Annotated in this window: 21 protein-coding genes, 2 tRNA genes and 3 pseudogenes; 21 read left to right on the plus strand and 5 right to left on the minus strand. The window is 55.7% G+C overall.

Annotation, left to right across the window (positions count from 1 at the left end):
* The first annotated feature begins 51 nt into the window (after window positions 1–51).
* The 5 genes from ftsH (at window position 52) to ABOC21_RS02265 (ending at window position 4,920) form a co-directional block, all read left to right on the plus strand.
* Window positions 52–1,983, plus strand: coding sequence for an ATP-dependent zinc metalloprotease FtsH (ftsH, locus tag ABOC21_RS02245; RefSeq protein ID WP_426812292.1), 1,932 nt, complete (start codon window positions 52–54; stop codon window positions 1,981–1,983).
* A gap of 98 nt (window positions 1,984–2,081) precedes the next feature.
* Window positions 2,082–2,930, plus strand: coding sequence for a dihydropteroate synthase (gene folP, locus ABOC21_RS02250; RefSeq protein WP_426812293.1), 849 nt, complete (start codon window positions 2,082–2,084; stop codon window positions 2,928–2,930).
* Complete coding sequence (glmM, locus tag ABOC21_RS02255; protein WP_426812294.1) at window positions 2,923–4,260, plus strand: phosphoglucosamine mutase; 1,338 nt, start codon at window positions 2,923–2,925, stop codon at window positions 4,258–4,260. Before folP ends, glmM begins: the two co-directional genes overlap by 8 nt.
* A gap of 229 nt (window positions 4,261–4,489) precedes the next feature.
* Window positions 4,490–4,819 (plus strand): preprotein translocase subunit SecG, encoded by a 330-nt coding sequence (gene secG, locus ABOC21_RS02260; protein WP_426812580.1) that lies wholly within the window; start codon window positions 4,490–4,492, stop codon window positions 4,817–4,819.
* Window positions 4,820–4,833: 14 nt separating this feature from the next.
* A tRNA-Leu gene (locus ABOC21_RS02265) sits at window positions 4,834–4,920 on the plus strand.
* Between the two features lie 354 nt (window positions 4,921–5,274).
* Here the strand turns inward: ABOC21_RS02265 and argG are convergent.
* Entirely contained in the window at window positions 5,275–6,618 is a 1,344-nt protein-coding gene (argG, locus tag ABOC21_RS02270; RefSeq protein WP_426812295.1) for an argininosuccinate synthase, read from the minus strand.
* Window positions 6,619–7,069: 451 nt separating this feature from the next.
* Here argG and ABOC21_RS02275 point away from each other — a divergent pair.
* From ABOC21_RS02275 to mtr, 12 genes and pseudogenes are all read left to right on the plus strand, one after another.
* Window positions 7,070–7,146 (plus strand) — tRNA-Met (locus ABOC21_RS02275).
* Window positions 7,147–7,351: 205 nt separating this feature from the next.
* Window positions 7,352–7,804: a ribosome maturation factor RimP gene (gene rimP / locus ABOC21_RS02280; protein ID WP_071844987.1), complete on the plus strand. Its 453-nt coding sequence runs from the start codon at window positions 7,352–7,354 to the stop codon at window positions 7,802–7,804.
* A gap of 27 nt (window positions 7,805–7,831) precedes the next feature.
* Window positions 7,832–9,321 (plus strand): annotated as a pseudogene (gene nusA, locus ABOC21_RS02285) (transcription termination factor NusA).
* Window positions 9,322–9,345: 24 nt separating this feature from the next.
* A pseudogene (gene infB, locus ABOC21_RS02290) lies at window positions 9,346–12,037 on the plus strand (translation initiation factor IF-2).
* A 154-nt stretch (window positions 12,038–12,191) separates the two neighbouring features.
* Window positions 12,192–12,593, plus strand: a complete 402-nt coding sequence (rbfA, locus tag ABOC21_RS02295) for a 30S ribosome-binding factor RbfA (RefSeq protein WP_041147389.1) — start codon at window positions 12,192–12,194, stop codon at window positions 12,591–12,593.
* A complete protein-coding gene (truB, locus tag ABOC21_RS02300) occupies window positions 12,593–13,537 on the plus strand; it encodes a tRNA pseudouridine(55) synthase TruB (protein WP_426812296.1) in 945 nt (314 codons plus the stop codon). The genes rbfA and truB overlap by 1 nt, the downstream gene beginning before the upstream one ends.
* A 147-nt stretch (window positions 13,538–13,684) precedes the next feature.
* A complete protein-coding gene (rpsO, locus tag ABOC21_RS02305) occupies window positions 13,685–13,954 on the plus strand; it encodes a 30S ribosomal protein S15 (RefSeq protein WP_426812297.1) in 270 nt (89 codons plus the stop codon).
* 241 nt (window positions 13,955–14,195) lie between these two features.
* Window positions 14,196–16,332 (plus strand): annotated as a pseudogene (gene pnp / locus ABOC21_RS02310) (polyribonucleotide nucleotidyltransferase).
* 108 nt (window positions 16,333–16,440) lie between these two features.
* Window positions 16,441–17,325, plus strand: coding sequence for a lipoprotein NlpI (nlpI, locus tag ABOC21_RS02315; protein ID WP_426812298.1), 885 nt, complete (start codon window positions 16,441–16,443; stop codon window positions 17,323–17,325).
* A 103-nt stretch (window positions 17,326–17,428) separates the two neighbouring features.
* Window positions 17,429–17,509: a protein YrbN gene (yrbN, locus tag ABOC21_RS02320; RefSeq protein ID WP_115191791.1), complete on the plus strand. Its 81-nt coding sequence runs from the start codon at window positions 17,429–17,431 to the stop codon at window positions 17,507–17,509.
* Window positions 17,502–19,469 carry a DEAD/DEAH family ATP-dependent RNA helicase gene (locus ABOC21_RS02325; protein ID WP_426812299.1) on the plus strand — a complete coding sequence of 656 codons (1,968 nt, stop codon included), beginning with the start codon at window positions 17,502–17,504 and terminating at the stop codon, window positions 19,467–19,469. Before yrbN ends, ABOC21_RS02325 begins: the two co-directional genes overlap by 8 nt.
* 141 nt (window positions 19,470–19,610) lie before the next feature.
* On the plus strand, window positions 19,611–20,855 hold the full coding sequence (gene mtr, locus ABOC21_RS02330; protein WP_426812300.1) for a tryptophan permease: 1,245 nt from the start codon (window positions 19,611–19,613) through the stop codon (window positions 20,853–20,855).
* Between the two features lie 51 nt (window positions 20,856–20,906).
* Here mtr and ABOC21_RS02335 read toward each other — a convergent pair whose 3' ends face one another.
* The 3 genes from ABOC21_RS02335 to ubiU form a co-directional block, all read right to left on the minus strand.
* Window positions 20,907–21,914, minus strand: a complete 1,008-nt coding sequence (locus tag ABOC21_RS02335) for a luciferase-like monooxygenase (RefSeq protein ID WP_426812301.1) — start codon at window positions 21,912–21,914, stop codon at window positions 20,907–20,909.
* A gap of 143 nt (window positions 21,915–22,057) precedes the next feature.
* On the minus strand, window positions 22,058–22,936 hold the full coding sequence (locus ABOC21_RS02340) for a U32 family peptidase (protein WP_426812302.1): 879 nt from the start codon (window positions 22,934–22,936) through the stop codon (window positions 22,058–22,060).
* Between the two features lie 8 nt (window positions 22,937–22,944).
* Complete coding sequence (ubiU, locus tag ABOC21_RS02345; protein ID WP_426812581.1) at window positions 22,945–23,934, minus strand: ubiquinone anaerobic biosynthesis protein UbiU; 990 nt, start codon at window positions 23,932–23,934, stop codon at window positions 22,945–22,947.
* A 228-nt stretch (window positions 23,935–24,162) separates the two neighbouring features.
* Between ubiU and ubiT the strand changes: the two genes are divergently transcribed.
* Together ubiT and ABOC21_RS02355 are read left to right on the plus strand one after the other, a co-directional pair.
* Window positions 24,163–24,687 carry a ubiquinone anaerobic biosynthesis accessory factor UbiT gene (ubiT, locus tag ABOC21_RS02350; RefSeq protein WP_095099851.1) on the plus strand — a complete coding sequence of 175 codons (525 nt, stop codon included), beginning with the start codon at window positions 24,163–24,165 and terminating at the stop codon, window positions 24,685–24,687.
* Window positions 24,681–25,184, plus strand: coding sequence for a GNAT family N-acetyltransferase (locus ABOC21_RS02355; protein ID WP_426812303.1), 504 nt, complete (start codon window positions 24,681–24,683; stop codon window positions 25,182–25,184). The genes ubiT and ABOC21_RS02355 overlap by 7 nt, the downstream gene beginning before the upstream one ends.
* Here ABOC21_RS02355 and ABOC21_RS02360 read toward each other — a convergent pair.
* Window positions 25,171–25,455, minus strand: coding sequence for a GIY-YIG nuclease family protein (locus tag ABOC21_RS02360; RefSeq protein WP_426812304.1), 285 nt, complete (start codon window positions 25,453–25,455; stop codon window positions 25,171–25,173). The two genes, ABOC21_RS02355 and ABOC21_RS02360, sit on opposite strands and share 14 nt — an antisense overlap.
* 55 nt (window positions 25,456–25,510) lie before the next feature.
* Here ABOC21_RS02360 and ABOC21_RS02365 point away from each other — a divergent pair, with 55 nt between their 5' ends.
* Window positions 25,511–25,948, plus strand: coding sequence for a YhbP family protein (locus tag ABOC21_RS02365; RefSeq protein ID WP_426812305.1), 438 nt, complete (start codon window positions 25,511–25,513; stop codon window positions 25,946–25,948).
* Window positions 25,949–26,039: 91 nt separating this feature from the next.
* Complete coding sequence (locus ABOC21_RS02370) at window positions 26,040–26,684, plus strand: NAD(P)H-binding protein (protein WP_426812306.1); 645 nt, start codon at window positions 26,040–26,042, stop codon at window positions 26,682–26,684.
* Window positions 26,685–26,716 lie beyond the last annotated feature (32 nt).

Here is a 26,716-nt window from a genome sequence, read left to right on the forward strand (position 1 = left end):
CTGACGCTGTTTTTAACACAGTTGTAATAAGAGGTTAATCCCTTGAGTGACATGGCGAAAAACCTAATACTCTGGCTGGTCATTGCCGTCGTGCTGATGTCAGTATTCCAGAGCTTTGGGCCCAGCGAGTCTAATGGCCGTAAGGTGGATTATTCAACCTTCCTGCAAGAGGTCAACCAGGACCAGGTTCGCGAAGCGCGTATCAACGGACGTGAGATCAACGTTACCAAGAAAGATAGTAACCGTTACACGACTTACATCCCGGTTAACGATCCGAAGCTGCTCGATAACCTGTTGACGAAAAACGTCAAAGTGGTTGGCGAACCGCCGGAAGAGCCGAGCCTGCTGGCTTCCATCTTCATTTCCTGGTTCCCGATGCTGTTGCTGATCGGCGTCTGGATCTTCTTTATGCGGCAAATGCAGGGCGGCGGCGGAAAGGGCGCGATGTCCTTCGGCAAAAGCAAAGCCCGTATGCTGACGGAAGACCAGATCAAAACCACTTTTGCCGATGTCGCGGGCTGCGATGAAGCGAAAGATGAAGTGGCCGAACTGGTGGAATATCTGCGTGAGCCGAGCCGTTTCCAGAAGCTGGGCGGTAAAATCCCGAAAGGCGTCCTGATGGTCGGCCCTCCGGGTACCGGTAAAACGCTGCTGGCGAAAGCGATCGCCGGTGAAGCGAAAGTGCCGTTCTTCACAATTTCCGGTTCTGACTTCGTAGAAATGTTCGTCGGCGTTGGCGCATCTCGCGTGCGTGACATGTTCGAACAGGCTAAGAAAGCGGCTCCGTGCATTATCTTCATCGATGAAATCGACGCCGTCGGCCGTCAGCGCGGCGCTGGCCTGGGCGGTGGCCACGATGAGCGTGAGCAGACGCTGAACCAGATGCTGGTCGAGATGGATGGTTTTGAAGGTAACGAAGGTATTATCGTTATCGCCGCAACCAACCGTCCGGACGTCCTGGACCCTGCGCTGCTGCGTCCGGGCCGCTTCGACCGTCAGGTCGTCGTTGGTCTGCCGGATGTCCGCGGTCGTGAGCAGATCCTGAAAGTTCACATGCGTCGCGTTCCGCTGTCGCCTGATATCGACGCGGCAATCATCGCGCGCGGTACTCCGGGCTTCTCCGGTGCTGACCTGGCGAACCTGGTGAACGAAGCCGCTCTGTTTGCTGCCCGTGGCAACAAGCGCGTGGTCTCGATGGTCGAGTTCGAAAAGGCAAAAGACAAAATCATGATGGGTGCGGAACGTCGCTCCATGGTGATGACGGAAGCGCAGAAAGAGTCGACCGCTTACCACGAAGCAGGACACGCGATTATTGGCCGCCTGGTGCCGGAACACGATCCGGTGCATAAGGTGACGATTATTCCGCGCGGCCGCGCTCTGGGCGTCACCTTCTTCCTGCCGGAAGGCGATGCAATCAGCGCCAGCCGTCAGAAGCTGGAAAGCCAGATTTCGACCCTGTACGGCGGTCGTCTGGCAGAAGAGATTATCTACGGCGTAGAGCATGTTTCTACCGGCGCGTCGAACGACATTAAGGTTGCAACCAACCTGGCGCGTAACATGGTGACTCAGTGGGGCTTCTCCGACAAACTCGGTCCGCTGCTGTATGCGGAAGAAGAAGGTGAAGTATTCCTGGGACGTAGCGTAGCGAAAGCGAAGCATATGTCCGATGAGACCGCACGTATCATCGACCAGGAAGTGAAATCACTGATTGAGCGTAACTACAACCGCGCCCGTCAGATCCTCAATGACAATCTGGATATTTTGCATTCGATGAAAGATGCGCTCATGAAATATGAGACCATCGATGCACCGCAGATTGATGACCTGATGGCACGTCGTAACGTTCGCCCGCCGGCCGGCTGGGAAGATCCTGGCGCCAACAATTCTGGCAATAACGGCACCCCGAGCGCGCCGCGTCCGGTTGATGAACCGCGTACGCCAAACCCGGGTAACACGATGTCAGAGCAGTTAGGCGACAAATAAGTTAGCCGCTGTTGATGTGGTTGTGCATATCTAAACCCTGGGGCGCCTGCTCCGGGGTTTTTCTTTTTATCAATCTCTCCTGATTCAGGGATCTCGTGATGAAACTTGTAGCCCAGGGCTCAACCCTCGATCTCACCCACCCGCATGTGATGGGTATCCTTAACGTTACGCCGGACTCCTTCTCCGACGGCGGGGCGCACAATTCGCTGGTAGACGCGGTTAAGCACGCCAATCTGATGATTAATGCCGGCGCGACTATCATTGATATCGGCGGCGAATCGACGCGTCCCGGGGCGCTGGAGGTTAGCGTTGAGGAAGAGCTGGCGCGCGTGATCCCGGTTGTAGAAGCCATTGCTCAGCGTTTTGAAGTATGGATCTCGGTCGATACGTCGAAGCCTGAAGTGATCCGTGAAGCCGCCCGCGTTGGGGCGCATATCATCAACGATATCCGCTCGCTAACGGAGCCAGGGGCGCTGGAAGCGGCGGCAGAGACCGGGCTGCCGGTGTGCCTGATGCATATGCAGGGACAGCCTAAAACCATGCAGGCAGCGCCGAAGTACGACGACGTTTTCGCCGATGTGACGCGTTTTTTCACGGAGCATATTGTGCGCTGCGAGCGGGCTGGGATCGCAAAAGATAAATTGTTGCTCGACCCAGGATTTGGTTTCGGTAAAAATCTTTCCCATAATTATGAGCTGCTTGCTCGACTCGGCGAATTCCATCATTTTGGTCTCCCGCTGTTGGCAGGCATGTCGCGTAAGTCGATGATTGGTCAACTACTGAACGTTGGGCCAACAGAGCGCCTCAGCGGTAGCTTGGCTTGCGCAGTAATTGCGGCGATGCAGGGCGCGCAGATAGTTCGCGTCCATGACGTCAAAGAAACGGTAGAAGCGCTGCGCGTGGTGGAAGCCACTCTGGCTACAAGGGAAAATAAACATTATGAGTAACCGTAAATATTTTGGCACCGATGGTATCCGTGGCCGCGTTGGCGATGCACCAATTACGCCGGAGTTTGTGCTTAAGCTGGGCTGGGCTGCAGGAAAAGTTCTCGCGCGGCACGGTTCGCGTAAAATCATTATCGGTAAAGATACCCGCATCTCTGGCTATATGCTGGAGTCGGCCCTTGAAGCGGGCCTGGCGGCTGCCGGTCTCTCCGCCTCATTCACTGGCCCAATGCCAACGCCGGCGGTGGCTTACCTGACCCGCGCTTTCCGCGCGGAGGCCGGGATTGTCATTTCAGCCTCGCATAACCCTTTCTACGACAACGGCATTAAGTTCTTCTCTATTGAGGGGACTAAGCTGCCGGATAACGTCGAAGAGGCGATTGAAGCCGAGATGGAGAAAGAGCTGACCTGCGTCGACTCTGCGGAATTAGGCAAAGCCAGCCGGATTGTCGATGCGGCCGGTCGCTACATCGAGTTCTGCAAAGGCACCTTCCCGAATGAGCTGAGCCTGAACGAGCTGAAAGTGGTGGTTGACTGCGCTCACGGCGCGACCTACCACATTGCACCTAACGTCTTCCGCGAGCTCGGCGCACAGGTTATCACCATGGGCTGCGAGCCCAATGGCCTAAATATCAACGAAGAGGTTGGTGCTATCGACGTCCGAGCTCTACAGGCCCGCGTTCTGGCAGAAAAGGCCGATCTGGGCATTGCCTACGACGGCGATGGTGACCGCGTCATTATGGTCGACCATGAAGGTAATAAGGTTGATGGCGACCAGATCCTCTATATTATTGCCCGTGAAGGCCTGCGTCAGGGCCAGCTGCGCGGCGGCGCCGTGGGCTCGCTGATGAGTAATATGGGGCTGGAGCTGGCGCTCAAACAGCTGGGTATCCCGTTTGCTCGCGCAAAAGTGGGCGACCGCTACGTGCTGGAGAAAATGCAGGAGAAAGGCTGGCGTATTGGCGCCGAAAACTCCGGCCACGTTATCCTGCTGGATAAGACAACCACCGGTGATGGCATCGTTGCAAGCCTGCAGGTCGTTGCCGCGATTGTGCGTAACCATATGAGCCTGCACGATCTGTGTAGCGGCATGAAGATGTTCCCGCAGCTTCTGGTCAACGTGCGCTTTACCGATAGCAGCAGCAATCCGCTGGAGCATGAGAACGTCAAAGCTGTCACCGCCGAGGTTGAGGCGGCGTTGGGCAAACGCGGCCGGGTGCTGCTGCGTAAATCCGGCACCGAGCCGTTGATTCGCGTGATGGTTGAAGGCGAGTACGAAGAGCAGGTGCATGAATTCGCTCACCGCATTGCTGATGCGGTTAAGAATGCATAGTTTGTGATGCTAAGTGACTAAAAAGGCGGCGCTTGCCGCTTTTTTAATGTCCTGTATACGTTTTTTTGCTGTTTTTTTCCGCAGTTGATAAAATGCGTCGAAATTGCCCTTGCGAAGGTCATTCGCTTTGGTTAGTATTCACACCCGCTTCAGTGGGAAACGTTAATACGTTCCGCTTTATTGGTCGAAGCAATTGGTATGCGGCGAATCCGCAAGGAACAGGTTGATTATGCAAGAAGCTCTTTTAGTTGTTTTCCTTATTGTGGCGATTGGCCTTGTTGGTCTGATCATGCTGCAGCAAGGTAAAGGCGCTGATATGGGAGCCTCGTTCGGAGCAGGCGCTTCCGGCACGTTGTTCGGTTCCAGCGGTTCAGGTAACTTCATGACCCGCATGACCGGTATCCTGGCTGCACTGTTCTTCATCATTAGTCTGGTGCTGGGCAATATCAACAGTAATAAGACCAATAAAGGAAGCGAGTGGGATAATCTGAGCGCGCCGAAATCCGAGCAGACTCAGCCAGCAGCGCCGGCGCAGCCGAGCAGCGATATCCCGCACTAATAAATAGTATCCGTACCGAGGTGGTGGAATTGGTAGACACGCTACCTTGAGGTGGTAGTGCCCTAACGGGCTTGTGGGTTCGAGTCCCATCCTCGGTACCATATTCCGAAAAAAAGACGCTGAAAAGCGTCTTTTTTTTGCCCTAAATCCAGAGCTGCTTATTTATAAATAACTCTCCGCTGGCTTTCATTCCATTCAGGCCGCTAAAGTCGCGCTCATCTATTTATAAGAGGTGAGTAACGCAATGAAGCATTGCAGGCTGTTAATCCCATTTCCTGCGGTGGTCCCATTCGTGGGGCCTAACATCGGAAAAGATAAATCTGTGCGCAAGATTACAGGCAATGATTATTAGATACCGCGACCGGTAAAATGATGGGTCTCAGGCTTTATGGCGCAATTCCGGGATAGAAAAAAGCCGACGGATTAACGTCGGCTGAAAGAGTCGATAAAAGAGCTTATTTGTCTCTATTTTCCAGATTCTCGACCTGCGGCAGGCCGGTCGCCGAAGAGGCGGTGAGCAGGCCGGATTGAGCGTAACCGAACAGCTTATCGCGGGTATCGGTGATATCCAGATTACGCATGGTCAACTGGCCAATACGGTCCTCTGCGGAGAACATTGAGTCGCCTTTCTCCATCGTCAGACGCTCTGCTTTATAGGTCAGGTTGTCGGAGACGGTGTTCAGAATGGAGTAATCATTACCGCGACGCAGCTCCAGCGTCACTTCACCGGTAATCGCGCTCGCCACCCAGCGTTGCAGCGCATCACGCAGCATCAGCGCCTGAGAATCAAACCAGCGTCCCTGATACAGCAGACGCCCCAGCTGACGCCCGTGAGCGTGGTACTGCTCAATGGTATCTTCGTTATGGATACCGGTCAGCAGACGCTCATAGGCAATGTGCAGCAGCGCCATCCCCGGTGCTTCATAGATGCCGCGGCTTTTGGCTTCGATGATGCGGTTTTCAATCTGGTCACTCATGCCAAGCCCGTGACGGCCGCCGATGCGGTTTGCTTCCAGCATCAGTTCCACATCATCGCTGAAGGTTTGGCCGTTGAGCGCGACCGGATGACCCTGCTCAAAACGAATGGTCACTTCTTCCGCCGGGATCTTCACGCTCTCATCCCAGAACTTAACCCCCATGATCGGGTTAACGATTTTGACGCTGGAGTTCAGGAATTCCAGGTCCTTTGCCTCGTGGGTGGCTCCCAGCATGTTGGAGTCAGTTGAGTAGGCTTTCTCGACGGACATTTTGTAGTCAAAGCCGCAGGCAATCATAAACTCGGACATTTCCTGACGTCCGCCGAGCTCATCGATAAAGTCGCTATCCAGCCATGGTTTGTAAATTTTCAGCTCAGCATTGGTCAGCAGGCCGTAACGATAGAAGCGCTCGATATCGTTGCCTTTATATGTACTGCCGTCACCCCAGATATTAACGCCGTCTTCTTTCATCGCGGCAACCAGCATGGTGCCGGTAACGGCACGACCGAGCGGGGTGGTGTTGAAATAGGTCAGGCCGCCGGTGGTGTTATGAAACGCACCGCATTGGATAGCGGCAATGCCTTCAGCAACCAGCTGCTTACGGCAGTCGATCAGACGAGCGCCCTCGGCTCCGTACTCTTTGGCGCGGCGGGGAATCGCATCGTAATCCTCTTCGTCCGGTTGGCCGAGGTTAGCGGTGTAGGCGTAAGGTACTGCGCCTTTTTTACGCATCCACAGCAGGGCGGCGCTGGTATCCAGTCCACCAGAGAAAGCGATACCAATACGTTGACCAATCGGGAGATGCTTAAGAATCGTCGTCATAAAATAAAACCCTGCTAGATAGACTGTTGTGAGTTCGGTTTACCAGGTCCAGAACCTGTCCTATTTGACTATTCCGTTTGCCATTGAGGTTCAGGGTCATGCGTAAAAACCATCATGTATAACCATACACGCCGGTCTTCTCGCGCTCTCCATGCCAGGGTGGCGTAAAAATTACGTCAAATGGAATATATCTCTATTGCATGTTTATGCATTAATTGTGAGTTTTCATTTAATCATCTTTTACGGGTGACCGGAAGTGATTCATGACTTTTTTGCTAAAAAAGGGCGCAATGCCAGCATAAACGATAGCCGGTCAATGTGAAAAATATGTTGACAAAATATAGGGTTTATCAATATCATTTTCCACGATTTTATGTCCCGTCTTCGGTACCAAATCCCAGCAGTATTTGCGTCTTTTGCTCAATAAGAGTAAAATATGCCACGTTTCAGGCGCGGGGTGGAGCAGCCTGGTAGCTCGTCGGGCTCATAACCCGAAGGTCGTCGGTTCAAATCCGGCCCCCGCAACCACTTTCCCTTTGAGTACTTTTTCAAATATACTGTGAGGACCTGGTCCTTCGTAGCCGAATTTGAAAGAATTCTCCTGGAAGTGTTCCAGATCGCAGTTGCGATCGCAGGGTTCAGTTATCTAAAACCCCGATTTATCGGGGTTTTTTGTTATCTGACTTCAGAATAACTGGGCTATACGCCCTTTTTTTATGTCTTGGGGGTGGGTTTGTCCACATTAGAGCAAAAATTAACAGAGATGCTCACTGCGCCGGTTGAAGCGCTTGGCTTTGAGCTGGTCGGCATCGAATTCGTTCGTGGTCGCACTTCTACACTGCGCATCTATATTGATAGTGATAATGGCATCAATGTTGATGATTGTGCTGATGTGAGCCACCAGGTCAGTGCTGTCATGGACGTCGAAGATCCGATCACCGTTGCTTATAACCTGGAAGTATCTTCACCTGGTCTCGATCGCCCGATGTTTACCGCCGAACACTATGCGCGTTTTTCCGGTGAAGAAGTTTCGCTGGTACTGCGTATGGCGGTGCAAAATCGCCGCAAATGGCAGGGCGTTATCAAAGCGGTAGACGGTGAAATGATCACGGTAACCGTCGAAGGCAAAGATGAAGTGTTCGCGCTGAGTAACATCCAGAAGGCGAACCTGGTTCCCCACTTTTAACAGTCTGGATTGAGGTGAAAGGCCCCGATGAACAAAGAAATTTTGGCTGTTGTTGAAGCCGTTTCCAACGAAAAATCGCTGCCGCGCGAAAAGATTTTTGAAGCGCTGGAAAGTGCCCTGGCAACGGCTACAAAGAAAAAATACGAGCAAGAGATCGACGTGCGCGTGAGCATCGATCGTCGTAGCGGTGATTTTGACACCTTCCGTCGCTGGCTGGTCGTTGAAGAAGTTACCCAGCCGACTCGCGAAATTACGCTTGAAGCGGCGCGTTACGAAGACGAAAGCATGAATCCCGGTGACTTCGTCGAAGACCAGATTGAATCCGTCACCTTCGACCGTATCACCACGCAAACGGCAAAACAGGTCATCGTACAAAAAGTACGTGAAGCCGAACGCGCAATGGTTGTCGATCAGTTCCGCGAGCACGAAGGTGAAATCATCACCGGCGTGGTCAAAAAAGTGAACCGCGATAATATCACTCTGGATCTGGGCAGCAATGCTGAAGCCGTGATCCTGCGTGAAGATATGCTGCCGCGTGAAAACTTCCGCCCGGGCGACCGTATTCGCGGTGTGCTGTACGCGGTACGTCCGGAAGCGCGCGGCGCTCAGTCTGTTCGTTACCCGTTCTAAGCCGGAAATGCTGATCGAACTGTTCCGCATTGAGGTGCCGGAGATCGGTGAAGAAGTTCTCGAGATCAAAGCCGCCGCTCGCGATCCGGGTTCCCGTGCGAAAATCGCGGTGAAAACCAACGATAAGCGTATCGATCCGGTTGGCGCCTGTGTCGGCATGCGCGGTGCGCGCGTTCAGGCGGTTTCTACCGAGCTGGGCGGCGAGCGTATCGATATCGTCCTGTGGGATGATAACCCGGCGCAGTTCGTGATCAACGCGATGGCTCCGGCCGACGTTGCGTCTATCGTGGTGGATGAAGACAAGCACACCATGGATATCGCCGTCGAAGCGGGCAATCTGGCGCAGGCTATCGGCCGTAACGGTCAGAACGTGCGTCTGGCATCGCAGCTGAGCGGCTGGGAACTCAACGTGATGACCGTTGATGACCTGCAGGCTAAGCACCAGGCTGAAGCCCATGCGGCGATCGATACTTTTACTAAGTATCTTGATATCGATGAAGATTTCGCCACTGTGCTGGTCGAAGAAGGTTTCGCCACTCTGGAAGAGCTGGCCTATGTGCCGGTGAAAGAACTGCTGGAAATCGACGGTCTGGATGAAGCCACCGTTGAAGCACTTCGTGAACGTGCGAAAAATGCGCTGACCACGTTGGCGCTGGCTCAGGAAGAAAGCCTGGGCGACACCAAACCTGCCGAAGATTTACTGAATCTGGAAGGTCTGGAACGTCTGATGGCTTTCAAACTGGCCGCCCGTGGCGTTTGTACGCTGGAAGATCTCGCCGAGCAGGGCATTGATGATCTGGCTGATATCGAAGGCTTGACCGACGAAAAAGCCGGAGAGGCTCATCATGGCTGCCCGTAATATTTGTTGGTTCGGCGACGAAGCGTAATAAACTGTAGCAGGAAGGAACAGCATGACAGATGTGACCATTAAAGCGCTGGCTTCAGAGATTCAGACCTCTGTGGATCGCCTGATACAGCAATTTGCTGATGCAGGCATCCGCAAATCGGTCGATGACTCTGTGACCGCGCAAGAGAAGCAGACCCTGTTGACGCACCTGAACCGTGAACACGGCTCGGCGCCCGACAAGCTGACGCTGCAGCGCAAAACGCGCAGCACGTTAAATATTCCAGGTACCGGTGGAAAGAGCAAATCGGTACAAATCGAAGTCCGCAAGAAACGCACTTTTGTGAAACGCGATCCGCAAGAGGCAGAACGCCTTGCCGCGGAAGAGCAGGCGCAGCGTGAAGCGGAAGAGCAGGCCCATCGTGAAGCTGAAGAAACGGCGAAGCGAGAGGCGCAATTAAAAGCTGAACGTGAGGCCGCAGAACAAGCTAAACGTGAAGTCGCTGATAAAGCGAAACGTGAAGCTGCGGAAAAAGACAAAGTGAGCAATCAACAAACCGACGAAATGACAAAAACCGCCCAGGCTGAAAAGACCCGCCGTGAAAACGAAGCAGCAGAGGCTGAAACGTAAAGCGGAAGAAGAAGCGCGTCGCAAGCTTGAAGAAGAAGCGCGCCGCGTGGCGGACGAGGCACGCCGCATGGCCGCAGAAAACGAAAAGAACTGGACCGAAACCCCAGAAACGCCGCCTGAAGAAACCTCTGACTATCACGTGACCACGTCTCAGCATGCCCGTCAGGCAGAAGACGACAACGACCGTGAAGTTGAAGGCGGCCGCGGCCGTGGCCGTAACGCCAAAGCAGCACGCCCTCAGAAGAAAGGCAATAAGCACGCTGAATCCAAAGCCGATCGCGAAGAGGCCCGTGCGGCCGTCCGCGGTGGTAAAGGCGGTAAGCGTAAAGGTTCTTCCCTGCAGCAGGGCTTCCAGAAGCCGGCTCAGGCCGTGAACCGTGACGTTATCATCGGCGAAACCATCACCGTTGGCGATCTGGCTAACAAGATGGCGGTCAAAGGCTCTCAGGTCATCAAAGCGATGATGAAGCTGGGCGCAATGGCGACCATTAACCAGGTCATCGATCAGGAAACCGCGCAGCTGGTTGCCGAAGAGATGGGCCACAAGGTTATCCTGCGTCGTGAGAACGAGCTGGAAGAAGCGGTAATGAGCGATCGTGATACCGGCGCTGCGGCAGAAGCCCGCGCACCGGTTGTGACCATCATGGGTCACGTTGACCACGGTAAAACTTCTCTGCTCGACTATATCCGTTCCACGAAAGTGGCCTCTGGCGAAGCGGGCGGCATTACCCAGCATATCGGTGCTTACCACGTTGAGCATGCTAAAGGGATGATCACCTTCCTCGATACTCCGGGCCACGCCGCGTTTACCTCCATGCGTGCTCGTGGTGCTCAGGCGACGGATATCGTCATCCTGGTTGTTGCTGCTGACGATGGCGTGATGCCGCAAACTATCGAAGCTATTCAGCACGCGAAAGCGGCGAACGTGCCGGTTGTCGTTGCGGTTAACAAAATCGATAAGCCGGAAGCCGATCCGGATCGCGTGAAGCAGGAACTGTCCCAGTACGGCATCATGCCGGAAGAGTGGGGCGGTGAGAGCCAGTTCGTCCACGTGTCTGCGAAAGCGGGTACCGGTATTGACGATCTGCTCGACGCTATCCTGCTGCAGGCTGAAGTTCTGGAGCTGAAAGCCGTTCGTAACGGCATGGCAAGCGGTGCCGTAATCGAATCCTTCCTGGATAAAGGTCGTGGTCCGGTTGCTACCGTGCTGGTTCGTGAAGGTACCCTGCACAAAGGCGATATCGTGCTGTGTGGCTTCGAGTATGGTCGCGTTCGTGCGATGCGTAACGAACTGGGTCAGGAAGTGCTGGAAGCAGGCCCGTCTATTCCGGTTGAAATCCTCGGCCTGTCCGGCGTTCCGGCTGCCGGTGACGAAGTAACGGTTGTTCGTGACGAGAAGAAAGCGCGTGAAGTTGCGCTGTATCGTCAGGGCAAATTCCGCGAAGTCAAACTGGCGCGTCAGCAGAAGTCCAAGCTTGAGAACATGTTCGCTAACATGACCGACGGCGAAGTTCACGAAGTGAACGTGGTACTGAAAGCGGACGTTCAGGGCTCTGTAGAAGCTATCTCTGACTCTTTACTGAAACTGTCCACCGACGAAGTCAAAGTGAAGATCATTGGTTCTGGCGTAGGTGGTATCACCGAAACCGACGCGACCCTGGCTGCGGCATCCAACGCTATCCTGGTTGGCTTCAACGTGCGTGCCGATGCATCTGCTCGCAAAGTGATTGAATCTGAAAGCCTGGATCTGCGCTACTACTCCGTCATCTATAACCTGATCGACGAAGTTAAAGCCGCAATGAGCGGCATGCTGTCTCCGGAACTGAAACAGCAGATCATTGGTCTGGCTGAAGTACGTGATGTGTTCAAATCGCCGAAATTTGGCGCCATCGCGGGCTGTATGGTTACCGAAGGCACGATTAAACGTCACAACCCAATCCGCGTACTGCGTGACAACGTGGTTATCTATGAGGGCGAGCTGGAATCCCTGCGCCGCTTCAAAGATGACGTTAACGAAGTCCGTAACGGTATGGAATGTGGTATCGGCGTTAAGAACTACAACGACGTTCGCGTTGGCGATATGATCGAAGTGTTCGAAATCATCGAAATCCAACGTACCATCGCGTAATCTTCGTCGACTATTGGGCCGCAGCGCCTTGTGCTGCAGCCCGGTATTAACGGAAGATCGCCGAAAACAGGCCGGGTTAGCGAAGCGCCACCCGGCAATAATTCTAAAAAGGGGCTTATAGCCCCTTTTTTGTCTTTATTCTGGAGAATTTATTATGGCGAAAGAATTTGGTCGCCCGCAGCGCGTCGCTCAGGAGATGCAAAAAGAGATTGCTATCATCCTGCAGCGCGAAATTAAAGATCCGCGTCTGGGCATGATGACCACCGTCTCTGGCGTCGAAATGTCCCGCGACCTGGCCTATGCCAAAGTGTTTGTGACGTTCCTGAACGACAAAGATGAAGCCGCCGTTAAGGCAGGTATTAAGGCGCTGCAGGAAGCATCCGGATTTATCCGCTCGCTGCTGGGTAAAGCGATGCGCCTGCGTATCGTGCCGGAACTGACCTTCTTCTACGACAACTCGCTGGTTGAAGGGATGCGCATGTCTAACCTGGTGACCAGCGTGGTGAAGCATGACGATGAGCGTCGTGTGAATCCGGACGACGTCAAGGAGGACTAATGAGTCGTCCTCGTCGTCGCGGCCGCGATGTGCACGGCGTGCTGTTGCTGGATAAACCTCAGGGGGCTTCCAGCAATGACGTACTGCAAAAAGTAAAACGTATTTATAACGCTAATCGGGCAGGGCACACCGGCGCGCTGGATCCGCTGGCAACCGGCATGCTGCCGATTTGCCTCGGAGAAGCGACCAAGTTTTCCCAGTACCTGCTCGATTCTGACAAGCGCTACCGCGTCATTGCCAGGCTGGGTCAACGCACAGATACCTCTGATGCTGATGGTCAGGTGGTGGAAGAGCGCCCGCTGGCCTTTAGCGACGCACAGCTGGCCTCCGCGCTGGAAGGCTTTCGCGGTGAGACCCAGCAGGTGCCGTCAATGTATTCGGCGCTGAAGTACCAGGGTAAAAAGCTGTACGAATATGCCCGCCAGGGGATTGACGTCCCGCGCGAAGCCCGGCCGATTACCGTCTACGAGCTGCTGTTTATTCGCCACGAAGGCGATGAGCTCGAGCTGGAAATCCACTGTTCAAAAGGCACCTATATTCGGACGATTATCGACGATTTAGGCGAAAAGCTGGGCTGCGGCGCCCACGTGATTTTCCTGCGCCGCCTGGCGGTCAGCAAATATCCCGTTGAACGTATGGTGACGCTCGAACAGCTGCAGGCGCTGGTTGAACAGGCGCAAGAGCAGGATATTCCCGCCGCGCAGCTGCTCGATCCGCTGCTGATGCCGATGGATAGCCCGGCGTCGGATTATCCGTTGGTTAATATCCCCGAAACGTCGGCGGAATACTTTAAAAACGGTAATCCGGTCCGCACTTCGGGCGCGCCGAAGCAGGGGCTGGTGCGCGTAACGGAAGGCGAAGACGAGAAGTTTCTCGGCATGGGCGAGATTGATGACGAAGGCCGCGTGGCGCCGCGTCGTCTGGTCGTTGAATATCCTGCCTGAGGGCTGTTCTTGCGATAAAAGCCGGCTGCGAGTAGAATATCGCCGCCTGACGTCCGCAAAAGTGTTTTAACATTTTCGGGCGTCGCATCAGGGGTCGCTGAATTAGAGATCGGCACCCTTTCTTTCTTTTAATTTTTGGAGTTTAAAATGTCTCTAAGCGTTGAAGCTAAAGCAAAAATCGTTTCTGAGTTTGGTCGTGGCGAAAACGACAGCGGTTCTACCGAAGTTCAGGTTGCACTGCTGACTGCCCAGATTAACCATCTGCAGGGTCACTTCTCCGAGCATAAAAAAGATCACCACAGCCGTCGTGGTCTGCTGCGCATGGTTTCCCAGCGTCGTAAACTGCTCGACTACCTGAAACGTAAAGATGTTGCACGTTACGCTTCGCTGATCGAGCGTCTGGGTCTGCGTCGCTAATTCTGCGAGTTTCAGAAAAAGGGGCCTCAGGGCCCCTTTTTTCGACCAGGCGGCAGCAATTAGCTAAAAACTCATGTATTGTTGCTATTAATGATCTTTGTGCAGAGGTTCGCGCGGCTAATGAGAGGCTTCATCCGCAGGGGCGGGTAAAGGTTGTCATTAGTCGCGAGGATGCAGAAGATCGGGTCATCTGACGCTATATCCTCGATATAGCGTCACTTTTTGATAAAAGGATAGAATTTTGCTAAATCCGATCGTTCGTAAATTCCAGTACGGCCAACACACCGTCACCCTGGAAACCGGCATGATGGCTCGTCAGGCCACTGCTGCTGTCATGGTAAGCATGGATGACACCGCGGTATTCGTTACCGTTGTCGGCCAGAAGAAAGCGAAGCCTGGCCAGGACTTCTTCCCGCTGACCGTAAACTATCAAGAACGTACCTACGCGGCAGGTAAAATCCCGGGTGGTTTCTTCCGTCGTGAAGGCCGTCCAAGCGAAGGCGAAACCCTGATTGCGCGTCTGATTGACCGCCCGGTTCGTCCGCTGTTCCCGGAAGGTTTCGTTAACGAAGTGCAGGTTATTGCTACCGTTGTTTCCGTTAACCCGCAGGTTAACCCGGACATCGTTGCCATGATCGGCGCTTCCGCTGCGCTGTCTCTGTCCGGGATTCCGTTTAACGGTCCTATCGGCTCCGCGCGCGTTGGCTACATCAACGACCAGTACGTGCTGAACCCGACTCAGGATGAGCTGAAAGAAAGTAAGCTGGACCTGGTGGTTGCCGGTACCGAAGCTGCGGTCCTGATGGTTGAATCCGAAGCAGAGCCTGCTGAGCGAAGACCAGATGCTGGGCGCGGTGGTATTCGGCCACGAGCAGCAGCAGATTGTTATTCAGGCCATCAATGACCTGGTGAAAGAAGCGGGTAAACCGCGCTGGGAATGGCAGCCGGAAGCCGTAGATGCCGCGCTGAACGCCCGCGTTGCGGCCCTGGCTGAAGCGCGCCTGAGCGACGCTTACCGCATCACTGACAAACAAGAGCGCTACGCTCAGATTGGCGTGATCAAAGCCGAAACTATCGCCGCGCTGACCGCTGAAGATGAATCCCTCGACGCTAACGAGCTGGGTGAAATTCTGCACGCTATCGAGAAAAACGCCGTTCGTAGCCGCGTACTGGCAGGCGAGCCGCGTATCGACGGTCGTGAAAAAGATATGATTCGTGGTCTGGACGTCCGTACCGGCGTGCTGCCGCGTACCCACGGTTCCGCACTGTTCACCCGTGGCGAAACTCAGGCGCTGGTTACGGCGACCCTGGGCACCGCGCGTGACGCACAGAACATCGATGAGCTGATGGGCGATCGTACCGACTCCTTCCTGTTCCACTACAACTTCCCTCCGTACTCCGTAGGCGAGACCGGAATGGTAGGTTCACCGAAGCGTCGTGAAATTGGTCACGGTCGTCTGGCTAAGCGCGGCGTGCTGGCCGTGATGCCGACTACCGAAGAGTTCCCGTACACCGTTCGCGTGGTTTCTGAAATCACCGAATCTAACGGCTCTTCTTCCATGGCTTCCGTTTGCGGCGCCTCTCTGGCGCTGATGGACGCCGGCGTGCCGATTAAAGCCTCCGTTGCGGGTATCGCGATGGGGCTGGTGAAAGAAGGCGACAACTATGTCGTTCTCTCCGATATTCTCGGCGACGAAGATCACCTGGGCGATATGGACTTCAAAGTTGCGGGTTCCCGCGACGGTATCTCTGCGCTGCAGATGGATATCAAAATTGAAGGTATCACCAAAGAGATCATGCAGGTTGCGCTGAACCAGGCTAAAGGTGCGCGTCTGCACATCCTGAGCGTCATGGAGCAGGCGATTAACGCGCCGCGCGGCGACATCTCCGAATTCGCACCGCGTATCCACACCATCAAGATCAGCCCGGACAAGATCAAAGACGTCATCGGTAAGGGCGGTTCCGTAATCCGTGCGCTGACTGAAGAGACCGGCACCACCATCGAAATCGAAGATGACGGTACCGTGAAAATCGCAGCGACCGACGGCGACAAAGCGCAGCACGCGATTCGTCGTATCGAAGAGATTACCGCTGAGATCGAAGTTGGCCGTATCTACAATGGTAAAGTGACCCGTATCGTTGACTTTGGCGCATTCGTTGCCATCGGCGGCGGTAAAGAAGGTCTGGTGCATATTTCTCAGATCGCCGACAAGCGCGTAGAGAAAGTGACCGATTACCTGCAGATGGGTCAGGAAGTACCGGTTAAGGTTCTGGAAGTGGACCGTCAGGGCCGCGTGCGTCTGAGCATCAAAGAAGCAACTGAGCAGACTCAACCTGTCAGCGCGCCGGAAGCTCCGGTCGCTCAGCAGGGCGAGTAAGGTTGCCGCTTGCCCTCCGCGTTTGCGGAGGGCGTATTACGGGCAGGACGCCTTGTTTGCAGCCGGGGAACTGGACGTTCATCCAATCGTTGTCTTCGGGAGTGGGAAATGAAGCCTTTTTTGCGCTGGTGTTTCGTGGCGACAGCTCTCACGCTGGCAGGATGCAGCAGCTCTGCCTGGCGTAAGGACGCAGTCCTCGCGGTGCCATTGCAACCGACTTTGCAGCAGGAAGTGATTCTGGCGCGCATGGAACAAATTCTTGCCAGTCGGGCTTTAACCGATGATGAACGCGCACAGCTTTTATATGAGCGCGGAGTGTTGTATGATAGTCTCGGTCTGAGGGCATTAGCGCGAAACGATTTTTCACAAGCGCTGGCAATCCGACCTGATATGCCCGAAGTATTCAACTACTTAGGCATATATTTAACGCAGGCAGGCAATTTTGATGCTGCCTATGAAGCGTTTGATTCTGTACTTGAGCTTGATCCAACTTATAACTACGCGCACTTAAATCGCGGCATCGCCCTGTATTACGGGGGTCGTGCTAAGTTAGCGCAAGATGATCTGCTGGCGTTTTATCAAGACGATCCCAATGATCCTTTCCGTAGCCTGTGGCTTTACCTCGCCGAGCGCAAACTCGACGAGAAGCAGGCGCTTGAAGCACTGAAACAGCGCTTCGAGAAATCGGACAAAGAGCAATGGGGATGGAACATTGTCGAGTTCTACCTTAACGATATTAGCGAAAAAACGCTGATGGATCGTTTGAAGGCAGACGCAACGGATAACACCTCGCTCGCTGAGCATCTCAGTGAAACCAACTTCTATTTAGGTAAGTACTACCTAAGTCTGGGGGACAAGGACAGCGCTACGGCACTGTTCAAACTGGCGGTCGCAAACAACGTTCACAACTACGTTGAGCACCGATACGCATTGTTGGAATTATCGCTCCTGGGCCAGGAGCAAGATGACCTGGCAGAATCGGACCAGCAATAGCTGACGAACAAACATCAGCCCAATTTTTTATTGCTATCACCTTCGCGGGTGAGGGCGTTGTTGTTCGTTAATACACCTACTTTGAGCCGGTTCACACTTTTCAATGAAAATTACTGTAAATTTTCACGTTGAGTTATGTAGACTGGCCGCCATTAATTTTGAGGCACACGTACTACATGGCTGAATTCGAAACCACTTTTGCAGATCTGGGCCTGAAGGCTCCTATCCTTGAAGCCCTTAACGATCTGGGTTACGAAAAACCATCTCCGATCCAGGCTGAGTGCATTCCGCACCTGCTGGGCGGCCGCGACGTTCTGGGTATGGCCCAGACGGGCAGCGGTAAAACCGCAGCGTTCTCTTTACCGCTGCTGAACAATCTTGATCCTGAGCTCAAAGCGCCGCAAATTCTGGTGCTGGCGCCGACCCGCGAACTGGCGGTACAGGTTGCTGAAGCGATGACGGAATTCTCTAAACATATGCGCGGCGTAAACGTGGTAGCCCTTTACGGCGGCCAGCGTTATGACGTGCAGCTGCGTGCTCTGCGCCAGGGACCACAAATTGTTGTCGGTACCCCGGGTCGTCTGCTTGACCACCTGAAGCGCGGTACCCTGGATCTCTCTAAGCTGAGCGGTCTGGTGCTGGATGAAGCTGACGAAATGCTGCGCATGGGCTTCATCGAAGACGTAGAAACGATTATGGCGCAGATCCCGGAAGGTCATCAGACCGCTCTGTTCTCTGCTACTATGCCGGAAGCGATCCGTCGTATTACCCGCCGCTTTATGAAAGAGCCGCAGGAAGTGCGCATCCAGTCGAGCGTAACCACTCGCCCGGACATCAGCCAGAGCTACTGGACTGCTTACGGTATGCGTAAAAACGAAGCGCTGGTGCGTTTCCTGGAAGCGGAAGATTTTGATGCGGCGATTATCTTCGTGCGTACCAAAAACGCGACCCTGGAAGTGGCCGAAGCGCTGGAGCGTAGCGGCTATAACAGCGCCGCGCTGAACGGTGATATGAACCAGTCCCTGCGTGAGCAGACTCTGGAGCGTCTGAAAGATGGTCGTCTGGATATCCTGATTGCTACCGACGTTGCGGCCCGCGGCCTTGACGTTGAGCGCATCAGCCTGGTTGTTAACTACGACATCCCGATGGACTCCGAGTCTTACGTTCATCGTATCGGCCGTACCGGTCGTGCAGGTCGTGCAGGCCGCGCGCTGCTGTTCGTTGAGAACCGCGAACGCCGTCTGCTGCGTAACATCGAACGCACCATGAAGCTGACCATTCCGGAAGTTGAGCTGCCGAACGCAGAGCTGCTGGGCAAACGCCGTCTGGAAAAATTCGCCGCTAAGGTCCAGCAGCAGCTGGAAAGCAGCGATCTGGATCAGTACCGTGCGCTGCTGGCGAACATCAAGCCGTCCGCTGAAGGCGAAGAGCTGGATATCGAAACTCTGGCCGCCGCGCTGCTGAAAATGGCTCAGGGCGAACGTCCTCTGATCCTGCCGCCGGATGCGCCGATGCGTCCGAAACGCGAATTCCGCGATCGCGACGATCGTTTCGAACGTCGCAACGATCGCAATGACCGTGGCCCGCGCGGCGACCGTCCTGAGCGTAGCGGTGAAGATCGTCCGAAGCGCGAGCGTCGTGACGTTGGCGATATGGAACTGTATCGCATTGAAGTGGGCCGCGATGACGGCGTTGAAGTTCGTCACATCGTTGGCGCTATCGCTAACGAAGGCGACATCAGCAGCCGTTACATCGGTAACATCAAGCTGTTCGGTACCCACTCAACGATCGAGCTGCCAAAAGGCATGCCGGGCGAAGTGCTGCAGCACTTTACTCGTACCCGTATCCTGAACAAGCCGATGAACATGCAGCTGATGGGCGATGCCCAGCCGCGTCCTGAGCGCCGCGGCGGCGAGCGTCGTGAAGGTGGCCGTGGTTTCGGCGAGCGTCGTGAAGGCGGTCGCGGTTTCGGCGGTGAACGTCGCGAAGGCGGCCGTGGCGATGGTCGTCGTTTCAGCAGCGAACGTGCGCCGCGTCGTGAAGGTCATGCTCCGCGCCGTGATGATTCAGCGCCGCGTCGCGAAGATTCCGCCCCGCGTCGTGACGACTCTTCAAGCCGTCGTCGTTTCGGTGGCGATGCGTAATTAGCGCCCGCTAGCGTAAAGTAAATGATACAGCCCCGATCTTAACGATTGGGGCTTTTTTTATTTCAATCGTACTCGTGTACTGGTACAGTGCTGCACGCTAACGATAAGCAAAGTATTATTGACTGGAGATTACGCTAAATGGCGACACTAACCACTACGGTATCGCGTCCGTCCCTATTCGGCGGCGTGGTGATTATCGGCGGAACCATTATTGGCGCGGGCATGTTCTCGCTGCCGGTAGTTATGTCCGGCGCGTGGTTCTTCTGGTCGCTGGCGGCGCTGGTTTTCACCTGGTTCTGCATGCTGCATTCCGGGCTGATGATTCTGGAAGCCAACCTGAATTACCGCATTGGTTCCAGCTTCGATACCATCACCAAAGATCTGCTTGGCAAAGGCTGGAACCTGATTAACGGCGTGTCGATTGCCTTCGTGCTCTATATTCTGACCTACGCCTACATCTCGGCCAGCGGCTCAATTCTGCATCATACCTTTTCCGAGATGTCGCTCAACGTTCCGGCGCGGGCGGCCGGATTTGGCTTTGCCCTGCTGGTGGCGTTTGTCGTCTGGCTGAGCACCAAAGCGGTAAGCCGAATGACGGCGATTGTGCTGGGGGCGAAGGTCATTACGTTCTTCCTGACCTTCGGGAGCCTGCTGGGGCACGTACAGCCGACGACGCTGTTTAACGTTGCCGAACAAAACGCATCCTATATGCCGTACCTGCTGATGACCCTGCCGTTCTGCCTGGCATCCTTCGGCTATCACGGCAACGTCCCCAGCCTGATGAAGTACTACGGCAAAGATCCCCGCACCATTACCCGCTGCCTGGTCTACGGCACGCTGCTGGCGTTGGGGCTGTACGTTATCTGGCTGCTGGTGACGATGGGCAATATCCCGCGCGCGGAGTTTATCGGCATCGCGCAGAAGGGCGGTAACATTGATGTGCTGGTGCAGGCGCTGAGCGGCGTGCTGAACAGCCGCAGCCTGGATCTACTGCTGGTGGTGTTCTCAAACTTTGCGGTAGCCAGTTCGTTCCTTGGGGTGACGCTGGGACTGTTTGACTATCTGGCGGATCTGTTCGGTTTTGACGATTCTGCGCTGGGGCGCTTTAAGACCGCGATCATGACCTTTGTCCCGCCGGTTATCGGTGGCCTGCTGTGGCCGAACGGCTTCCTGTATGCCATCGGCTATGCGGGACTGGCGGCTACGATCTGGGCGGCAATCGTCCCGGCTCTGCTGGCCCGCGCGTCGCGTAAACGCTTCGGCAGCCCACAATTCCGCGTTTGGGGCGGAAAGCCGATGATTGCGCTGATCCTGCTATTCGGCGTCGGCAACGTTGTCGTACACTTCTTATCGAGCTTTAACCTACTGCCGGTTTATCAATAAATTCGTCAGCTTCCCGGCTGGGCTACCCTCGGCCGGGAAGCGGGGCAGAGGTTAGCCCAATAGCTCCTCTTTCACCTGCATCGCCAGCTCAAACGAGTGCAGGCGCGCCTGATGATCGAAAATCTGGCCGTTAACCATCAGTTCGTCGGCCTGGGTTTCGCGCAATATCGACTCCAGACCGTGACGTACCTTCGCTTTATCCCCTACCACAGACATACTCAGCGCCTGCTGTACGCCGTATTGCTCGGAGGCGGACCACAGCTGGTGCATATTCTCCACCGGCGGCGGCAGCTGGCCGGTTTCACCGCGGCGTAGCTTAGCGAAAGCCTGCTGCATGGAGGTGAACAGAAACTCCGCATCGCGGTTGCTGTCGGCGGCAACAATATTGATGCACACCATCGCATACGGTTTTTCCAGCCGCGCGGAGGGTTTGAAATGAGTACGGTAGAGGTGCAGGGCCTGGAACAGCATATCCGGCGCAAAGTGCGAAGCAAAGGCGAACGGCAGGCCGAGCTGCGCGGCCAGCTGGGCGCCGTAGAGGCTGGAGCCCAGCAGCCATACCGGGATCTGCTCGCCATAGCCGGGCACCGGACGCACGTGCGGATTGGGGTCACGGGCATCGAACCAGTCAACCAGCTCCGCAACATCGCGCGGGAAGTTATCGACGTCACCGCTCATATGGCGGCGCAGCGCGCGCATGGTGGGCTGATCGCTGCCCGGGGCGCGGCCAAGACCGAGGTCGATGCGGCCAGGGTAGAGGGTGTTCAGCGTACCAAACTGTTCGGCAATCACCAGCGGCGAGTGGTTGGGCAGCATCACGCCGCCGGAACCGAGGCGCAGGGTGTGGGTGTTGGCCGCCAGATAGCCGATCAGCACCGAGGTCGCGGCGCTGGCAATACCGACCATATTATGGTGTTCCGCCAGCCAGTAGCGGTGATAGCCGCGTTTTTCAGCCAGCTGCGCCAGGTCTAACGAGTGGGCGAAGGCTTCTTTCGCCGAAGAACCCTGCGGGATCGGCGCCAGATCGAGCACCGAGAATTGAACGGATTTGTCAGTCATAAAAGCTCACTTTGCTACAGCATCGTCATCAGATTGAAGGTCTTCTTCCAGCCTGGCGCATTTGGGACGCGCCGGCCAGAAAAGCTGCGGCTTCAATAGTGCATTAAAAAGCGACGATAGCTATTAACAAAGCGAGCGGTTTATCAACTCTGTAATTCCAGCCCGGCCAGCCGCTTCCAGTAACCATTGCACTCGCTGTTGGCGGTAAGCGGCAGCGGCGAGGCGCCGCCTTCGTTGGCCCGGAAGGCGTCGAGCATGGCAAAGATGCCGTTATCCAGCGGCGACAGGCGAACAATATCGACCAGACCGCGCATTGACGCCAGCTCGTTACCGAGGTTATAGACGTATCCGCTCATGGTCTGAATACCGTTGAGCACGAACACCTGCTGGTTTTCCTGCGACAGCACGTCGCGGCCGTTGGGGTATTTGATACAGCAGGTTTCACACTCATCCTTCGGTTTGTCCTCCGAGCGGGCGGTAAAGCAGCGCGCGGAGTAGGCCAGCGGCAGATGGCCATAGCTCAGCACCTCAACCTCGAACCGTTCGCGGATCCCCAGCTCCTCACACTGCGTCAACAGGTTCATCAGCCAGTCGCGGGAAAGCTCGACCGGCATGCACCAGCGTACCATTCCCTGCCTGAGCAGCAGACGCAGGGTCACGGCGTTATAGCAGTTGAGCGCATGGCCGGCGACAAACGGCAGCTTACGCTCAGCGCACATATTGACGACGCCCAGATCGCTGGCCTCAATCAAAAACTCGCCGTTCTCGACGTAGCGTTTTAGCTCCCCCAGCTCAGAGGAGGCCTGAACCAGGGCGAGGGTTGAGAGGATCACCTGCTTACCGCTGGCCGCCAGCGTTTTCGCCATATCGATCCAGTCGCCGACTTTGGTCGCGCGGCGCTTGCTGCACACCGCTTCGCCGAGATAAATCGTATCGGCGCTACAGCCTGCCGCCTGCTGGTAAAAGTCTTCCAGCGTCTCTTTTGGCCAGTAGTACAGCACCGGCCCTAATGAATATTTCATCACGTTTCTCACTGCCATTTACGGTGATATGCGCCAAGGGTGGTTTGCGTCCCCTCGGACATTGCGCCGAGAGTCTCCATCCATGCGGATTGTGGGACAAAATCCTGCGGAGAGGCCTTGCAGCGGTCGATTGCCTGACGCCAGACCTTCGCGACCTGGGTGACGTAGGCCGGGCTGCGCTGGCGGCCCTCAATTTTTACCGAGGCAATATTCGCCGCTATCAGCTCCGGCAGCAGCTCAAGGGTATTCAGGCTGGTGGGCTCTTCCAGCGCGTGATAGCGCTCGCCGTCCACCAGATAGCGGCCTTTGCACAGGGTGGGGTAGCCGGCGTTCTCGCCGTCCTGATAGCGGTCAATCAGGACTTCGTTAAGGCGCGACTCCAGGCCCTGCGGAGTCTGCTGCCAGCGAACGAAGCGCGCGGGCGAACAGGCGCCGACGGTATTCGGCGACTCGCCGGTCAGATACGAGGAGAGATAGCAGCGGCCTTCCGCCATAATGCACAGGCTGCCGAAGGCGAAGACCTCCAGCGGGACCGGGGTAACGCGCGCCAGCTGCTTGACCTGGTGGATGGAGAGCACGCGCGGCAGCACCACGCGGGCGACGTCGAAATTGCGGTGGTAGAAGCGCACCGCCTCCTCGTTGGTCGCCGACGCCTGAACCGAAACGTGACGCTCAATATTTGGATAGCGCTCGGCGGCATATTCCAGCATGGCGATATCGGCGAGGATCAGGGCATCGGCCCCCAGCTGAGCGGCCATATCCACCGCACGCTGCCAGCGGGCGTAGCCGTCCGGGTGGGCGAAGGTGTTGATCGCAATATGCAGCTTGCGGCGATGCTGATGGACGAAGCTGACGGCTTCCTGCAGCTTCTTTTCGGTGAAATTAAGGCCGGCAAAGTGGCGGGCGTTGGTGTCATCTTTCAGCCCGATATACACGGCATCGGCACCGTTTTCGATGGCCGCCTTAAGCGCCGGGAGGTTACCGGCTGGGCAGAGCAGACTCCATAATTTTTCCTGCAAAACGCGGCCTGTCGGCGACGCTGAATGGTTAATTAGCAGGGATTTTAGTTAACCTTCTGGTGACAATTTTTGATTTGAGGCAGTTAAAAGCGTATTGGCGGCGCCAATAATAGGTACCCGTCATGGTGATTTTGTTGATTTACGCCGCTATGTCGTTTATTTGATATGGCACAATAGCGGAACTGTTGCTTTCATGGAGTAAAGCTTGTGTTGGATAAATTGCGTTCCCGGCTGGTCCACTTTGGTCCGTCTTTGATGAGCGTGCCGGTTAAGCTGGCGCCTTTTGCCCTCAAGCGTCAGGTGCTGGAACAGGTGCTCAGCTGGCAGTTTCGGCAGGCGCTGGCGGATGGAGAACTGGATTTTCTCGAAGGCCGCTGGCTAAGTATTAATGTGCGCGATATTGGCCTGCTGTGGTATACCTCAGTAAACGAGGGTCGGCTGGTGGTTAGCCCAACGGCGGAGGCGGACGTCAGCTTTAGCGCTGATGCCAGCGATCTGCTGATGATTGCGGCGCGTAAGCAGGACCCGGATACGCTATTCTTCCAGCGTCGGCTGGTTATCGAAGGCGATACCGAGCTGGGGCTGTACGTAAAAAACCTGATGGATGCCATTGAGCTGGAGCAGATGCCGAAAGCGCTGCGCATAATGCTGCTGCAACTGGCGGATTTTGTTGAAGCAGGCTTAAACAGCCCGCGGAAACCTGAACAGACATCGGTAGGTGAGGCATGCTGATTCGAGTTGAAATTGGAATTGATGCACCGGGAATCGACGCTTTGCTGCGCCGAACCTTTGACGGCGATGCTGAGGCGCAGCTGGTGCACGATTTACGGGAGGATGGCCTGATCACGCTAGGCGTGGTGGCGACGGACGATGAAGGCCAGGTTGTTGGCTACGTGGCGTTTAGCCCGGTCTCCGTTGAAGGCGAAGAGCTGCAGTGGGTTGGCATGGCGCCGCTGGCGGTAGATGAAAGCTACCGCGGCCAGGGGATTGGTCGTCAGCTGGTCTATGAGGGGCTGGATTCGCTGAATGAATTTAGCTACGCCGCGGTCGTTACCCTCGGCGATCCGGCGCTGTACGGCCGCCTGGGCTTTGAACCGGCCGCGCGTTTCGATCTGCGCTGCCGCTGGCCGGACACCTCTGAGACGTTTCAGGTACGTCCTCTGGCCGATGACGCGCTGGAAGGGGTACACGGGCTGGTTGAGTACTGCGACCACTTCAATCGCTTCTAAGGCTCGCCAGCAGGGTTTCAAACGAACCATCTCCGGCAACGAGGCGCTCTTTCTGGCGCTTCGTTAGCTGCTTGATACGATACTCCACCCTTAGCGCTAGTGAGTGTTCACCAACTTCCTGACTAAAGGCCAGCTGCAGCGCGCCTTTCCCACGTAGAGCTTTCGCTCCTTTGCCCTCCTGATGCTGACAAAAGCGACGAGAGACGTCGGTGGTAATCCCGGTATAGAGGCGATTATCGGCGGTACGTATCAGATAGAGAAACCAGCGCACGGTCCAAAGTTCGGTATGTTAAGGTGTATGCACCATAGCACACTGGAGAAAAAAGATGGATTCGCTTGCCGCGATTGGCCGCTGGCTGGGCAAACAGCACGTCGTCACCTGGTGCGTCGCCAGCGAGGGCGAGCTCTGGTGCGCTAACGCTTTCTACATTTATGATCCTGAAAACGTGACCTTTTATCTTCTTAGCGATGAGAAAACTCGTCACGGGCAAATGACCGGCGAACGCGCTAAGGTTGCCGGGACGGTGAACGGCCAGCCGAAAACCGTAGCGCTGATTCGCGGGGTTCAGTTTAAAGGCGAAATTCGCCGGCTCCACGGAGATGAAGAGGCGACGATGCGTCAGCGCTACGTGAGGCGCTTTCCGGTTGCCCGCTCGCTGCCGGCGGCGGTCTGGGAAATCCGTCCCGACGAGATTAAGTTTACCGACAATACCCTCGGCTTCGGCAAGAAGCTGCGCTGGCTGCGCGACGCTGCGGGCGAGTAATTCCCCCTGCAAGCGTGCAAATCCTCCCTTTTCTTGCATACTTTTTCTCAAGCTATCCGCCGCCTGTCGCGGCGGAACTTCAGGAGAGATCATGAGCCAGGTGCTGATAACAGGCGCGACCGGTTTGGTTGGTGGGCACTTACTTCGAATGCTGGTGCGCGAGCCGACCATTTCGGCGATAGCCGCGCCCACTCGCCGCCCGCTGGCGGAGACGCAGGGCGTATTTAATCCCCATGACCCTCAACTGAGCGACGCGCTGTCCCAGGTCGTCGATCCGATCGACACCGTTTTTTGCTGCCTGGGCACCACGCTACGCGAAGCGGGGAGCAAAGAGGCCTTTATTCATGCGGACTATACGCTGGTGGTGGATACGGCGTTGACCGGGCTACGGCTGGGGGCAAAACATATGCTGGTCATAAGCGCCATGGGCGCCAACCCGCATTCGCTGTTTTTCTACAACCGCGTCAAAGGGGAAATGGAGCAGGCGCTGCGCGCCCAGGCGTGGCGGAATCTGACCATCCTTCGCCCCTCTATGCTGTTAGGCGAGCGGGAGAAAAAGCGCGCGAATGAAGCGCTGATGGCGCCGCTGTTCCGCCTGCTGCCGGGGAACTGGAAATCCATCGACGCCGGCGACGTCGCGCGGGCGATGCTCAGCGCAGCGCTCGCGCCCTCTCAGGAAGGCGTCAGCGTGCTGCCATCGGCAAAACTACGTGAAATCGCCGCCGGCGAGGCGTAGTATTCAGCGCTTCGCTTTTAACCACATTTCTT

It is taken from the genome of Klebsiella sp. WOUb02, assembly GCF_050058015.1.
Classification (GTDB): Bacteria; Pseudomonadota; Gammaproteobacteria; order Enterobacterales; family Enterobacteriaceae; genus Klebsiella.